The organism is Dermatobacter hominis (genome assembly GCF_020715685.1).
GTDB lineage: Bacteria > Actinomycetota > Acidimicrobiia > Acidimicrobiales > Microtrichaceae > Dermatobacter > Dermatobacter hominis.
Genome location: NZ_CP085840.1, coordinates 1,822,977 through 1,836,749, shown reverse-complemented (window position 1 = coordinate 1,836,749; position 13,773 = coordinate 1,822,977). Strand labels below are relative to the sequence as shown.

Here is a 13,773-nt window from a genome sequence, read left to right as displayed (position 1 = left end):
GCCACGTGCGGGGAACCCGGTCGGCGGCGATCCCTGGGTGCCGTCAGCGTGGCTGTGGGGTGTCGTCAGCGCTCGCCGGGTTGCAGCTGGACCCTGCGGAGCAGCTGGGCGTTGAGGGCCACGACGATGGTCGACAGGCTCATGAGGATCGCCCCGACGGCGGGTGAGAGGTCGAGCCCGGCCCAGGCGAAGACGCCGGCAGCGAGCGGGATGGCGACGACGTTGTAGCCGGCGGCCCACCCGAGGTTCTGGACCATCTTCCGGTAGGAGGCCCGCGACAGGCGGACGACCCCGGTGACGGCCCGAGGGTCGCTGGATGCGAGCACCACCCCGGCGGACTCGATGGCCACGTCGGTGCCGGCGCCGATGGCGAGGCCGACGTCGGCGCGGGCGAGCGCCGGTGCGTCGTTCACGCCGTCACCGACCATCGCGACCCTCAGCCCTTGGTGCTGGAGCTCTGCGACGGCTCGGTCCTTGTCCTCGGGGAGGACCTCGGCCACGACCCGGTCGAGCCCGAGCTCGGCGCCGACGGCGTCGGCGACCTGCTGGGCGTCGCCCGTGATCATGACGACCTCGATCCCCATGTCCTTGAGCTCGCCGACCGCCTGGCGGGCCTCGGGACGGATCTCGTCCTCGAGGGCGAAGGCGCCGAGGATGTCGTCGCCCCGGAACAGGTACAGCACGGCTGCCCCCCGGCCGGACCACTCCGCTGCGGGCGCCTCGAGGTCCGGCGGCACGTCGGCGTCGAGCTCGCGCAGCAGGGCTGGTCCGCCGACGGAGTACCCGACGCCGTCGACGGTCGCCTCGACGCCTCGGCCCGTGCGGGAGCGGAAGTCCGTCGCCGTCGGCAGCTCGCCCGCTGCGGTGGCGCGGGCCGTGATCGCTCGGGCGAGCGGGTGCTCGCTGTCGCTCTCCACGGCACCGGCGATGGCGACGACCTCCGCCTCGGAGACGCCGTCGGTCGCCGCGACACCCGTGACGACGTGGGCGCCCTTGGTGAGGGTCCCGGTCTTGTCGAACAGGACGGCGTCGACGGTGCGCATCCGCTCGAGTGCGAGGCGGTCCTTGACGAGGATCCCCGCCCGGGCGGACACCGCCGTGGAGATCGCGATCACGAGCGGGATCGCGAGACCGAGCGCGTGCGGGCACGCGATGACCAGCACCGTGACGGTCTTGACCACCGCGGCGTCGATGTCGCCGAGCGCCGCCCAGAGGATGAAGGTCAGCAGGGCGGCAGCCGTCGCGACGTAGAAGAGGAGCGCCGCGAACCGATCCGCGAGCACCTGGGCCCGACTGCTCGATGCCTGCGCGTCGGCGACCATGCGCTGGATCCCGGCGAGGGCGGTGTCGTCGCCGACCGCGGTGACCCGGACCCGCAGCGCCGAGTCCGTCGAGACGGTGCCCGCCACCACGTCGTCGCCGGCCGCCTTGGCGACCGGGCGCGACTCGCCGGTGATCATCGACTCGTCGAGCTCGGCCGCGCCGTCGACGATCTGCCCGTCGGCGGGCACGCGGCCGCCGGAGCGGACCAGCACGGTGTCGCCGACGGCCAGCTCGCCGATCGCGACCGTCGTCACGCCGCCGTCGGGCCCGACCACCTCGGCGTCGTCGGGGATGAGCTCCGCCAGCGCCGCCAGCGCGCCTCGGGCCTGGCCGATCGCCTTCATCTCCTGCCAGTGGCCCAGCAGCATGATGGTCACCAGCGCAGCGAGCTCCCACCAGAAGTCGAGGTCGAACCAGCCGAAGCTGGTGACCATCGACGCCACGTAGGCGACGCTGATCGCCATCGAGATCAGCAGCATCATCCCGGGCCGGCGGTCACGGATCTCTCGCCACCCGCCCTGGAGGAACGGCCACCCGCCCCACACGAAGACGACGGAGCCCAGGACCGGGCCGACCCAGTCGATGCCGGGGAACTCCAGGGCGTAGCCGAACCAGTCCATGACCATCTCACTGGTCACGACGAGTGGGATCGTCAGCAGCAGCGAGACCCAGAACCGGCGCCGGAACATCTCCGGGTCGTGACCGGCGTGCTCGTCGTGGCCTCCGTGAGCGCCGTGGCCTGCATGACCCGCGCCGTGGTCGGCGTGGCGGTGATCGCCGTGGGCGTCGGGCGCTGGGGCGGTCGCGAGGCCGCCGTCGAGCGCTGCGTGGTGGTCGGTGTCAGGCGACGGGGACATGGGTGCTTCCTCCGACGGTGGGCTCCATCCCAACCGCGTCGCGGGCGGGGTTCAAGCGGTGCACGGCGAGGGCGATGGCGACGCCGCCGGCGAGGGCGGCGAGGGAACCGACGGTCTGCAGCGGTCCGACCGCGATGCCGAGGAACCCGATGAACGGGCCGGCGGCGCCGAAGGCGATGGCGGCCCAGCGCGGCACGCCGTCGACCGCCGCGGCGGCTCGGGCGATGAGCACGGTCGCGACGGCGAACAGGACGCCGCCGCCGACGAGCGTGACGAACGTGGGGATGCCGTAGACGTCGTCGTACACGTCGTGGGCGCCGGCGACACCGGCGAGCTCGAGGTGGCCGATGGCGGGCTGGGCGAACGCGGCGACGCCGAAGCCGGCGATGAGGCCGGCGCCGCCCACGGTCATGGCCACGAGCCCGGCGATCGCCGAACGAACGCGGCGACCGGCGGCGAGCGAGATGGCGGCGAGCGCCGCGGCGCCGAGGATCCACAGCGCCTGGCCGACGATGCTGCCGATCAGGTGGGTCGCCAGGAACCTGTCCGTGGTGACGAACCGGGCCCAGTCGTCGAACTGCGACCTCACATCGGGCTGGTGCTCGAAGGTGGCCCACAAGGTGATGGCGGCTGCGGCGGGCAGGAGCCAGACCCCTCGACGGGCCGGGGCGATGGCGGTTGCGGTGGTGCTGGACATGGTGCGTCCCCCTCGTTGATCGCCGGGGACGTCGTCGCCCCGGGCTGTGTTCGCAAGATACCCCCGGGGGGTATATGGGTCAAGGGCGGGCGGCACGGTCGTGGATGGCAGAGATCGGCACACAGCTGTCGTTGTGCTCACGCCCGCGCCGGCACAGGATCGATCTCACGCCATACCCCCCAGGGGTACCGAGGAGGATCGATGGAGATGACGACCCGACGCACGCTGATGTTCACCGCCGTGGTGCTCGCCGCTGCACTCGTCGGCTGCGCACGGCAGTCCGTGGACGAGGCCGCCGGCCACCAGCCCGCCGAACTCGACACCGTCGACCACGAGACCGCCGACCACGCGCCGGCGGCCGAACCCTCATCGAGACGAGCTCGACCGACCGGCGAAATCGACCGGCTCGTCCCCGTCGGACCCGGCGTTGCCCGGATGCACCTCACCTGCACCGGCGAGGGCTCCTCCACCGTGCTGCTGCTCGCCGGCTTCGGCGACGCGGGCGACAGCTGGGGAGCCATCACGCCGGAGTTGCGGGACCGGGCTCGCGTGTGCCTGGCGTCCCGCCTCGGCACGGGGACCAGCGACACCCCGCCGAGCGACCAGACCTTCGCCACGCAGGCCGCCGACCTCCACCACGCGCTCGACGCGGCAGGGGAGCGCGGGCCGTACGTCGTCGCCGGGCACTCGTTCGGAGGCGACGAGGCGGTGCTCTTCGCATCCCGGTTCCCCGATGACGTCGCCGGGCTCCTGCTGATCGACGCCAGCCCGCCCGCCTGGCCGGACGCCGTGTGCTCCGTCCCGGACGACGGCTCCGAGACGGCCCGCGGGTTCCGGGACACCTGCGCCACGATCGCTGCGGCGAGCGGGAACCCGGAGCGACTGGACGGCCGAAGGGCGTTCTCGGAGGCGGCGGCGATCGGCACGCTCGGTGACCTCCCGATGCGCGTCCTGACCCGGGCCGAGGTGTCGTATCCCGGCCTCGCCGTCGAGCCGGCCCGACGCCTCGCCGAGACCTGGCACGACGGACAGGTGCACTGGGTCTCGCTGTCGTCGGCGTCCCGTCTCGTGGAGGTGCCCGCCTCGGGCCACCACATCCAGGTGGATCGACCCGGGATCGTCGTCGAGCACCTGCGGGCGCTGCTGCGCTGACCGGTGCGAGCCCGACGCGACGAGTGCCGGGACCGTCGGGCGGGTACGAGGGTGCCCATGGCGCTGCGCCTCGAGAGCTTCACCGTCGATGCCAGAGATCCGAAGGCGCTCGCCGGATGGTGGGCCGAGGCGCTGGGGTGGGTGGTGTGCTCCGAGGACGCCGACGGCGGCGAGGTGAACCTCTGCGAGCGGGTCGACCCCGACGGCAGCCACCCCTACCCGGAGCTGTCGTTCGTCGGCGACGGTGATCCCGACGGCGGTCAGGAACGGATCCACCTGGACCTCAACAGCTCGTCGACGGCCGACCAGGAGGCCACCGTGGCGCGCCTCATCGACATGGGCGCCACCCGGGCGGACGTGGGCCAGGCCCCCGACGCGCCCTTCACCGTCCTCGCCGACCCCGAGGGGAACCACTTCTGCGTGCTCGACCCCAGGCCCGAGTACGCCCACCTCGGCACGATCGCCGGCTACACCCTCGCCGCCCACGACGCTGCGGCGCTCCGGGACCTGTGGGCGGCTGCGACCGGTTGGACGGTCACCCGCGACGACCCCGACTACGTCGTGCTCACCCCTCCTGACGGCGGCACCCCGCTCGAGATCATCACTCGTCCGACCATGCCCCGGGGCGACGCCAAGGACCGGATCCACATCGACGTGGCGCCGGGACCGCAGGACGACCAGGGCGCCCAGGTCGACCGGCTCGTCGCCCTCGGCGCCAGGCGTGCCGACATCGGCCAGACGGGCGACGAGTCGTGGGTCGTCCTCGCCGACCCGGAGGGCAACGAGCTCTGCGTGCTCTCACCCCGGCCCTGACCTCTCCTGACCCATCTCCCTCTCCTGACCCATCTCGCCGGACCCCGGAGGAACGATCATGGAACCCAGCCCGGTCGCGATCGCCTCGGCGTTCTCGCTGCACCGCTTCGGCGAGACGTACGAGCACCTGAGCCCCGACATCCGCTGGCGCAACGTCGGGGGTGACGAGCACGTGGGGCGCGATGAGGTCGTGGCGACCTGTGACCGGGCGAGCGCGTACTTCGCCGGCATCGACGCGACGGTGTCGATCGATCGGACGATCACGGCGGGCGACGACGTGGTGGTCGAGACGACCGGCACCTACGTCGAGGGAGGGAGCACCGCCGTAGTGGCCTCGTGCGACGTGTACGGGTTCCGCGCCGGCCTGCTCGTCTCGATCACCTCGTACAACGTGGATCTCGGGGACTGAGCGCCCGGATCCCGACGTCGCAGCCGGACCGGCACCGCCTCCGGGAAGGGTCCGGCTGACGCAGGCGATCCGCCCGCAGATCTCGGACGGCGGAGATCCCCGTCGGCCCGAGTGCTAGACGTGGCCCATGAGCAGCTTCGAGGAGTGGGCGGCGCGGTCCACGCGCCTGCCGGTCGACGGCCTGTCGGTCGCCCTCTACGACTCGGCGTCGTGGGGCGACGCCGACCCGGACGACCCGGTGCTGACCTACTGCCACGGCTACCCGTCGTCGACCCACGACATCGAACCGGTGTGGGAACGGCTCGGCGGCTGGCGCCTCGTCGCGATCGACCTCATCGGGTTCGGTGCCTCTGACAAGCCCCGAGGGGATCGGCTGACCATCCACCGCCAGGCCGACGCCGTCGAGGCGGCGTGGCGGGAGCTGGGCGTCGCCTCGACCGTCCTCCAGTCCCACGACTACGGGGTGTCGGTGGGCCAGGAGCTGCTGGCCCGTCGTGCCGAGGGCGGGCTCGCCGTCGACGTCACCGCTGCGGTCTGGCACAACGGCGGGCTCTACCCGGACCTCCACCGTCCGACGGTCGGCCAGCAGCTCCTCCGGGATCCCGATCACGGTGCCGAGGTCGCGGCGTCGATGACCGAGGAGCTTTTCCGCAGCGGGATCGAGGTCACGTGGGGCGAGCGGGTGCCGCTCACCGACGAGGTGGTCCACGAGATGTGGGTGGGGCTGTCACGGGACGGCGGGTCGGCGATGGCCCACGAGCTCCTCCACTACATGGACGACCGGAAGGAGCACGCCGATCGATGGCGCGGCGCCCTGGAGCGATCGGGCCTGCCGATGACCTTCGTGTGGGGCGATCTCGATCCGGTCTCCGGTGCCCACGTGATGGAGCGGCTCCGGGAGCGGATGCCCGACGCCACGCTCCTGCCGCTCGCCGACGTGGGCCACTGGCCGACGCTCGAGGCGCCCGACGAGGTCGCCGCCGCCGTCGAGTCCCATCGGCCCGACATCTGACGCAGACCGACGCCGTCGCCCGCGACGTCACTGCCCCACGCAGCACTCCGGGTTCGGAGGTCCGTGCAGGCGGGTAGGTCTGGGAGCCGTGGACGACGACGCGGCCGAAGTTGTGCCGGGAGAGCAGGGCGGTGCGATCGAGCTGCGCGATCGGGAGTCCGTCGTCCCCATCGAGCTCTTCTTCGATCTCGTCTTCGTCCTGGGCTTCACGCAGTGCACGGCGTCGATGGTCGCGAACCCGGGCTGGGCCGGCGTCGGGCACGCCCTGCTCGTGCTGGCCACCCTCTGGTGGGCCTGGGAGCTGTTCGCCTGGGTGACGAGCGTGGTGGAGCCGGAGGAGGGCTGGGTCCGGATGGCGATGCTCGGCGCCACCGTCGCTCTGCTGATCGTCGCGATCTCCATCCCGGAGGCGTTCGGCGAGCGGGCCGCCGACTTCGCGGTGGCCTACGCCGTGGTCCGGCTCGTGCACATCGGCCTGTACGTGTCAGCGGCCCGACGCCGGGCCGGCATCCGGCGAGCGGTCGGGCGCTTCGCGATCAGCACCGTCCTCGTCATCGCGCTCCTCGGCGCGTCGACGTTCACGACCGGCGCCGCCCAGGTGGCGCTGTGGCTCGCCGCCATCGCGGTCGACGGGTTCGCGGTCCTCCTCGGAGATCCGAGCTGGCCGATCCTGCCCTCGCACTTCGCGGAGCGGCACAACCTCGTGATCATCATCGCCCTGGGTGAGTCGATCGTGGCCATCGGGACCGGGGTGACGGTCGCGCTGTCAGCCCCGGTCGTCGTGGGCGCGTGCCTCGGAGCGACGGTCGCCGCGGCGCTGTGGTGGATGTACTTCGACGTCGTCTCGCTCGTCACGGAGCAACGGCTCCAGAAGGCGCCGGAGGGGAGGGACCGGACGAAGCTGGCGCGCGACTCGTACTCGTTCCTCCACTTCCCGATGATCGCGGGGATCGTGCTGCTCGCGTTCGGCATGGAGGGAGTGCTCGCGGAGATCGAGGAACCGCTCGACCTCGTCCACGTCGTCGCGCTGTACGGGGGTGCCTCCCTCTACCTGCTCGCCCACGTCGCACTCCGCCTCCGCAACGCCCGTTCCGTGAACGTCGAGCGCCTCGTGGCGGCGGTGCTGCTGGTCGGCATGGTGGCGGTCGGTGTCCGCGTGGACGCCCTCGTCGCGATCATCCTCCTGAACGTCGTGGTCTGGGCGGTCATCGCGTACGAGGCGGTCTTCGTCTACGACGAGCGGCGCTACCGCCTGCGGCACGGCATGGAGGAGGCCGAGATCGGCAGCAGCCCGGTCGCCGATGCGCCGGTGGAGTCCTGACCTCCGGAGGCCGGCTCAGGCGCTGACCTGCGAGGCGTCCGCCTGGGCGGCGTGGTCGTCGCCGGAGCCGTCCTCGGGCCGGTCGAGGGCGTCCTCCTCGGCCTCGTCCTCGACCGAGTCGCCGCGGACCCAGACGAAGACCGCTCCGAAGAGGAGCAGTGCCGCGCCGAGCAGCGTGGCGTACCGCATGCCGGAGGAGAAGGCGTGGCGAGCGGCGTCGGCGAGCGCCGAGTCGCCGGCGGCGTCGGCGATCTGCAGCGCGATGGCGGGAGCCTCCCGGGCCTGTCGTGCGACCTCGGACGTCAGGCCGCCGAGGTCGCCGGCGATGTCGTCGCGGTAGCCGACGTTGAACGCGCTGCCCAGCACGGCGACGCCGAACGCGGCGCCGAGCTCGCGAGCCGTGTCGTTGACCGCCGACGCGACGCCCTGCTTCGAACGGGGGAGCGAGGCGACGATGGCGTTGGTCGCCGGCGTCATCGCCAGTGCAGCGCCGGCACCGACGATCACCGTCGACACCAGGAATCCCCAGTACGAATCGCTCCGCCCGACGGCGGCGAACATCGCGAAGCCGACCGCTGAGATCGCGAGCCCGGCGCCGCCGACGAGCTTGTGCCCGTACCGCTCCGACAGCGTCCCGGACACCGACGACAACGGCAGCATGACGGCGGTCATCGGCATCAGAGCGAGCGCGGCGACGAAGGTGCTGTAGCCGAGCACGAGCTGGAGGAACTGCAGCGCCACGAAGAAGAACCCGAACATGGCGAAGAACTGCAGGAACAAGGAGGCCGACCCCGTGGCGAAGCCACGGAACCGGAACAGGCGCGGGTCGAGCAGCGGGTGCTCGGTCCGGAGCTCGACGACGAGGAACGCCACGACGAGCACCACGCCGGCGATGAGGCCGGTGAGCGTGGTCGCACTCGACCAGCCCTTCACAGGGCCCTCGATGATCCCGAAGACGAGGGCGCCGATCCCCACGGCCGACAGGACGGTGCCGGCGGGGTCGAGGCCGACGTGCTCGGAGGCCCGCGTCGAGGGCACGACGAGCACGACGCCGATCAGCGTCACCACCGCCAGCGCGGCCGTCACGACGAAGATCGAGCTCCACGAGAACCGCTCCAGCAGGGCGCCCGACATCAGGATGCCGAGCGTGCCGCCTGCGCCGGCGAAGCCCGCCCAGATGCCGACCGCCTTGGGCCGCTCCTCGGGCGGGAACACGCTCGTGATCGTCGAGAGCGTGCCGGGCATGATCAGCGCGGCGCCGATGCCCATGGCCGCCCGCAGGGCGATGAGCTGCGTGGGCGTGTCGACCCAGACCGACAGGAGGGCCGTCGTCCCGAAGACGGCGACGCCGGCGATGAGCGCACCCCGCCGTCCGTACCGGTCGCCGAGCGCCCCGGCGGGGAGGAGGAGGGCGGCGAGCGTCAGGCCGTACGCGTCGATGATCCACTGCTGGTCGGACTGGCTCGCGCCGATGCCGGCGGCGAGGTGCGGCAGCGCGTTCGTGATCATGGAGACGCCGGAGACGACCATCACGAGCGCGAGGCACATGACGGCGAGGATCAGGTTCCTGCGGGCGAACTCGGGTGGGGTGTCGGACGACCGGTCGACGTCGACCGGCACGGCGGCTTCTGCGGACATGGATCCCTCCTCGGGCTGCGCCGGGGGGAGCGCAGCGGTATCGTGAAAACGGACGGGGCCTCCGGAACTATACGGAGGCACCCTCCGCTTGGCAACGGTTCTCTTCAGGAGGTGACGTGGGCGCGGTCCGCACCACCACGACGAGCGAGGCGACGGAGGCGGCCGGACCGGCGGCGCGACCGCTGCGCGCCGATGCGGCCCGGAACCGGGCGCGCCTGCTGGCCGCCGCGACCGAGGCGTTCGAGCGGTCCGGACCCGAGGCCTCGCTCGAGGACGTCGCCAAGCGCGCCGGGGTGGGGATCGGGACGCTCTACCGCCACTTCCCGACGCGCGAGGCGCTGCTCGAAGCGGTGTTCCGGGATCGCATCGCCGGACTCAGCGCACTGGGCGACGAGCTGCTGACCGCGCCCGACGCGTTCGACTCGCTCGCGACCTGGCTGCGAGCGCACCTCACGAACGCGTCGGCGTGCCAGGGGCTGGCGGGGTCGGTCGTCATCGACCTGCTCGACGTCGACGGCGAGGACGGGCAGCACGAGCCGGCGTGCGCGCAGATGCGCGCCGTCGGGGCCCAGCTGCTCGAGCGCGCCCAGGCCGAGGGGTCGGCTCGCACCGACGTCGACGCCGAGGACCTCGTGCGGCTCGTCAACGCGCTCGTCTCCGCCACCGATGACGCCGACGAGCGCTCGGCGCTCACCGAACGGCTCTTCGCCCTGATGGTCGACGGGCTGCGGGCCCCGTCCGGCTGACGGCTCGGGCGCCCGTCAGGGGAGGATCTCGAACCGCTCCGTTGTGTCGGTGAGGTCGAGGAGGCGGCGGACCGACGTCGTCGGCGCCCGCAGGCGGACCGGTCGGTGTCCGGGAGCGGTGAGGAGCGCCCGAAGTCCTGTCGAGTCGCAGAACGTGACGCCCGACAGATCGATGGTGAGCGTCTGGCGCTCGTCCACGAGCGCCTCGGTCAGCGCAGCGGTGAACGCCGGCGTGGAGGCCAGGTCCAGTTCGCCGACGGCGATGACGACGGGGCCGTCGTCGAGCACTGCGGTCTGGGTGCTGATGTCCATGGTGGTTCCTTCTCGCGTGCGGTGGCGCATCTCGGCACGAGGGAAGCGGGTGTCGCGGATCGACCCGCCGAGGACGTCGTTCCGAGGTCGTCGGCGACCTCGGCCACACCCCGGACGCAAAACCAGGGGGCTAGGGCCACCCTACGACCGCGAAGTGATGGGGTCACCCCCCGATCGGGGGGACGTCGTGCACCCCGCTGCTTCCTCAGGTCGGGGCATCGGCGGGGATCACGCGGAGTCGGTCGCGTCGGCCAGCGTGGCGCCGTCGCGCATCCAGCACAGCTCGCAGAACATGCCGTCGGGGTCCTCGAACGTGACGCTCAGCAGCACGCCGAAGTCGGTCACGTCGCCCGTGCTGGCCCCGACGTCGACGAGTCGTCGGCGCAGGCGGTCGAACTCGTCACGCTCGGCGACGTTCAGGGCGAGGTGGTCCACCCGACCCCGTCGGAAGATCGGACCGGGTGCCGGCGCGTCCTGCTCGAAGGCGTGGAGCACCGAGGATGATCCGACCCGGAGCAGGCAGTGCCGGAGTCCGTGGTCGTCCATCCGCCGGACGTCGGCGACGTCGAACACGTCCCGGTAGAACCCCTCGAGGCGCTCGAGGTCGCCGGTGAGGATCGCCACGTGGTTGAAGCCGTCCAACATGCCCACTCCTTGGGTAGACTCACGATCAAATGACTAAACCCAAGGTAAACCGAACGGACGAGTCCGTCAACAGGAGCTATCGGTCGGCCGTGCGCGACGAGCAGGCGCTGGCCACACGTCGACGGATCCGCGACGCCGCCGCCGACCTCTTCCTCCGGGACGGCTACGTCGCGACGTCGATGGCCTCGATCGCGACGGCCGCCGGCGTCAGTCGACCGACCGTGTTCAACACGTTCGGCTCGAAGGCCGAGCTGCTGCGAGAGATCGCCGACGTCCGCCTCGCCGGCGACGACGAGCCGGTCGACGTGCTCTCACGGCCGTTGGGCCGGGCGATGCTCGAGGCGACGGACCCGCAGGAGGTGCTCGAGCTGCACGCGCAGCTCGGCGCGGAGCTGCTGGGGCGGATCGTGCCGATCCTGACGGTCGTGGCCGAAGCGGCGACCACGGACCCCGACGCAGCGGCGCTCCTCGAGGTGCAGGAGCGAGGTCGGCTGTTCGGCATGGGCGCCACCGTCGACCGCCTCATCGAGCTCGGGGCGCTGCGAGAGGGCCTCACGCGCGAGCAGGCCGCCGCCTCGCTGTGGATGCTCAGCGGCCTGGAGCCGTACCGGTTGGCCGAGCGGAGCGGGTGGTCGATCGAGGACTACAGGGACTGGTACCTCCGGTGCGCCAGGGCGGCGCTCCTCGGACCCTGATGCCTAGACGGAGCGGCGCGAGCGGAAGATCGACCAGCCACCCGGGCCCACCGCGAACCCGAGCACGATCAGCACGACCCCGAGGATGATCTGGTCCTGGAACAGCTGCACGATCCCGGCGATGACCAGCACCACGGCGATCAGCCACAGGATGAAGCCCATCTGCACGCCTCCTCTTTCGACGGTGGAACAGTGCGTCCCTACCAACTCGTGACGACGGCAGAACGACGGACCTGCGAGATCACCGACCTCGCGCCCTCGACCCGCGGCGCGCACCCGGCGGCGGCACGCGATCGTCCTCGGTACGTCGACGATATGTGCCGCCTCCTAGCCTGACGGGGTGCGAGTGCTGGTCGTGGAGGACGAGCCCTACATGGCCGCGGCGATCCGCGACGGTCTGCGCCTCGAGGCGATCGCCGCCGACGTCGCGGGCGACGGCGAGACGGCCCTCGAGCTCCTGCGCGTGAACTCGTACGACATCGCGGTCCTCGACCGCGACATCCCCGGTCCCTCGGGCGACGAGGTGGCGGCGAGCATCATCGCCTCGGGCTCCGGCATGCCGATCCTGATGCTCACCGCCGCCGACCGGCTCGACGACAAGGCGTCCGGGTTCGAGCTCGGTGCCGACGACTACCTCACGAAGCCGTTCGAGCTGCAGGAGCTCGTGCTCCGGCTGCGGGCGCTCGACCGGCGGCGTGCGCACCACCGGCCCCCGATCCGCGAGATCGCCGGGCTCCGCCTCGATCCGTTCCGCCGCGAGGTGTACCGGGACGGGCGCTACGTCGCCCTGACGCGCAAGCAGTTCGCCGTGCTCGAGGTCCTCGTGGCGGCCGACGGCGGGGTCGTCAGCGCCGAGGAGCTGCTGGAGCGGGCGTGGGACGCGAACGCGGATCCCTTCACCAACGCGGTCCGGATCACCGTCTCGGCGCTTCGGAAGCGGATGGGCGAGCCGTGGATCATCGCCACCGTGCCGGGGGTGGGGTACCGCATCGATGCCGATCCGAACGCAGGCGGGTGAGGTGGAGCGGCCGCCGGGTCTGAGCGTCCGGCTGAAGCTCACGCTCAGCTACGCCGGGTTCCTCGTGGTCGCCGGCGCACTGCTGCTCGCCGCGGTGTGGGTGTTCCTGCTGCGCTACGTCCCCGAGGTCATCGTCACCGAGCCGGTGTCGGGACCCGGAGGCCCCCTGTCGTTCGTGCCGAACCGCTCCGACCTGATCCGCGCCTTCACGCCCAAGGCCGCGATCGCCATGGGGTTCCTCCTGGTGTTCGGCCTCGTGGGCGGCTGGATCCTCGCCGGCAGCATGCTCGCCCCGCTGACCCGGATCACGAACGCGACCCGCCGGGCCGCGGCCGGATCGCTGTCGCACCGGATCCAGCTGGAGGGCCGCAACGACGAGTTCCGGGAGCTGGCCGACGCGTTCGACGCGATGCTGGCGCAGCTGGACGCGCACGTCGCCGAGCAGCAGCGCTTCGCAGCCAACGCGTCGCACGAGCTCCGCACACCGCTGGCGATCACGCAGACGCTGCTCGACGTCGCGCGCAAGGATCCCGACGCGGACCCTCGTGAGCTCGTCGAGCGGCTGCACTTCGTGAACGCCCGGGCCATCGACCTCACGGAGGCGCTGCTCGTCCTGAGCCGCGCCAGCCAGCGGTCCTTCACCCGGGAGCCCGTGGACCTGTCGCTCGTCGCCGAGGAGGTCGCCGAGACGCTGCTGCCGCTCGCCGAGGCCCACGGGATCGCGATCGAGACCTCCGGCGACGTGGCCACCACCTTCGGCTCGCACGCCTTGCTGCTGCAGATGGTCACGAACCTCGTCCACAACGCGATCGTCCACAACCTCCCCGACGGGGGCGTCGTGCGAGTGCACACCACGGTCGGCCCGTCCGCCGTCGTCCTCACCGTCGAGAACACGGGCGACCCGCTGAGCCCGCAGGTGGTGGCGACGCTCCTGGAACCGTTCCAGCGCGGCACGCAGCGGATCCGGGGCGACCACGCGGGGGTCGGCCTCGGCCTGGCGATCGTCGACAGCATCGCCCGGGCCCACGAGGGCGCCGTGTCGCTGCGACCCCGGCCGGACGGCGGCCTCGTCGTCGCCGCGCAGCTGCCGGTGGCACCGGCGATCCCCGGCTGACCGGGGCGCCCCGGTGACCGG

15 protein-coding genes are annotated in these 13,773 nt (G+C 72.2%); 9 read left to right on the top strand and 6 right to left on the bottom strand.

The genetic code is table 11. The features are described 5' to 3' along the window. Nucleotides 1-65: 65 nt before the first annotated feature. Both LH044_RS08625 and LH044_RS08620 read right to left on the bottom strand, forming a co-directional pair. The gene (locus LH044_RS08625) at nucleotides 66-2,180 is read right to left on the bottom strand and encodes a copper-translocating P-type ATPase (RefSeq protein ID WP_227759622.1); all 2,115 of its coding nucleotides are present in this window, start codon (nucleotides 2,178-2,180) and stop codon (nucleotides 66-68) included. Next, a complete protein-coding gene (locus tag LH044_RS08620) occupies nucleotides 2,164-2,877 on the bottom strand; it encodes a hypothetical protein (protein WP_227759621.1) in 714 nt (237 codons plus the stop codon). Before LH044_RS08620 ends, LH044_RS08625 begins: the two co-directional genes overlap by 17 nt. A gap of 207 nt (nucleotides 2,878-3,084) precedes the next feature. On the opposite strand from LH044_RS08620, the gene LH044_RS08615 reads away from it, so the two are divergent. The 5 genes from LH044_RS08615 to LH044_RS08595 all read left to right on the top strand — a co-directional run bounded on the left by LH044_RS08615 (nucleotide 3,085) and on the right by LH044_RS08595 (nucleotide 7,584). Beyond that, nucleotides 3,085-4,029 carry an alpha/beta fold hydrolase gene (locus LH044_RS08615; RefSeq protein WP_227759620.1) on the top strand — a complete coding sequence of 315 codons (945 nt, stop codon included), beginning with the start codon at nucleotides 3,085-3,087 and terminating at the stop codon, nucleotides 4,027-4,029. 57 nt (nucleotides 4,030-4,086) lie between these two features. Continuing rightward, a complete protein-coding gene (locus LH044_RS08610; RefSeq protein WP_227759619.1) occupies nucleotides 4,087-4,842 on the top strand; it encodes a VOC family protein in 756 nt (251 codons plus the stop codon). Between the two features lie 58 nt (nucleotides 4,843-4,900). Continuing rightward, a complete protein-coding gene (locus LH044_RS08605) occupies nucleotides 4,901-5,251 on the top strand; it encodes a nuclear transport factor 2 family protein (RefSeq protein ID WP_227759618.1) in 351 nt (116 codons plus the stop codon). A 127-nt stretch (nucleotides 5,252-5,378) separates the two neighbouring features. Further along, nucleotides 5,379-6,263, top strand: coding sequence for an alpha/beta fold hydrolase (locus LH044_RS08600; protein ID WP_227759617.1), 885 nt, complete (start codon nucleotides 5,379-5,381; stop codon nucleotides 6,261-6,263). A gap of 88 nt (nucleotides 6,264-6,351) precedes the next feature. Then, the gene (locus tag LH044_RS08595) at nucleotides 6,352-7,584 is read left to right on the top strand and encodes a low temperature requirement protein A (protein WP_227759616.1); all 1,233 of its coding nucleotides are present in this window, start codon (nucleotides 6,352-6,354) and stop codon (nucleotides 7,582-7,584) included. Nucleotides 7,585-7,599: 15 nt separating this feature from the next. Here the strand turns inward: LH044_RS08595 and LH044_RS08590 are convergent, their stop codons facing one another. Beyond that, entirely contained in the window at nucleotides 7,600-9,222 is a 1,623-nt protein-coding gene (locus LH044_RS08590) for an MFS transporter (RefSeq protein WP_227759615.1), read from the bottom strand. A gap of 116 nt (nucleotides 9,223-9,338) precedes the next feature. Between LH044_RS08590 and LH044_RS08585 the strand changes: the two genes are divergently transcribed. Then, a complete protein-coding gene (locus LH044_RS08585; RefSeq protein ID WP_227759614.1) occupies nucleotides 9,339-9,968 on the top strand; it encodes a TetR/AcrR family transcriptional regulator in 630 nt (209 codons plus the stop codon). A 15-nt stretch (nucleotides 9,969-9,983) separates the two neighbouring features. Here the strand turns inward: LH044_RS08585 and LH044_RS08580 are convergent, their stop codons facing one another. Both LH044_RS08580 and LH044_RS08575 read right to left on the bottom strand, forming a co-directional pair. Then, nucleotides 9,984-10,280, bottom strand: coding sequence for an STAS domain-containing protein (locus LH044_RS08580; RefSeq protein WP_227759613.1), 297 nt, complete (start codon nucleotides 10,278-10,280; stop codon nucleotides 9,984-9,986). Between the two features lie 228 nt (nucleotides 10,281-10,508). Beyond that, on the bottom strand, nucleotides 10,509-10,925 hold the full coding sequence (locus LH044_RS08575; RefSeq protein ID WP_227759612.1) for a VOC family protein: 417 nt from the start codon (nucleotides 10,923-10,925) through the stop codon (nucleotides 10,509-10,511). An 89-nt stretch (nucleotides 10,926-11,014) separates the two neighbouring features. Between LH044_RS08575 and LH044_RS08570 the strand changes: the two genes are divergently transcribed. After that, entirely contained in the window at nucleotides 11,015-11,620 is a 606-nt protein-coding gene (locus tag LH044_RS08570) for a TetR/AcrR family transcriptional regulator (RefSeq protein ID WP_227759611.1), read from the top strand. 3 nt (nucleotides 11,621-11,623) lie between these two features. On the opposite strand, the gene LH044_RS08565 is transcribed toward LH044_RS08570, so the two are convergent. Then, a complete protein-coding gene (locus LH044_RS08565; protein WP_227759610.1) occupies nucleotides 11,624-11,782 on the bottom strand; it encodes a GPGG-motif small membrane protein in 159 nt (52 codons plus the stop codon). A gap of 178 nt (nucleotides 11,783-11,960) precedes the next feature. Here LH044_RS08565 and LH044_RS08560 point away from each other — a divergent pair, with 178 nt between their 5' ends. Together LH044_RS08560 and LH044_RS08555 are read left to right on the top strand one after the other, a co-directional pair. Continuing rightward, the gene (locus LH044_RS08560; RefSeq protein WP_227759609.1) at nucleotides 11,961-12,638 is read left to right on the top strand and encodes a response regulator transcription factor; all 678 of its coding nucleotides are present in this window, start codon (nucleotides 11,961-11,963) and stop codon (nucleotides 12,636-12,638) included. Between the two features lies 1 nt (nucleotide 12,639). Then, the gene (locus tag LH044_RS08555) at nucleotides 12,640-13,752 is read left to right on the top strand and encodes a sensor histidine kinase (RefSeq protein WP_227760087.1); all 1,113 of its coding nucleotides are present in this window, start codon (nucleotides 12,640-12,642) and stop codon (nucleotides 13,750-13,752) included. The last annotated feature ends 21 nt before the right edge of the window (nucleotides 13,753-13,773 follow it).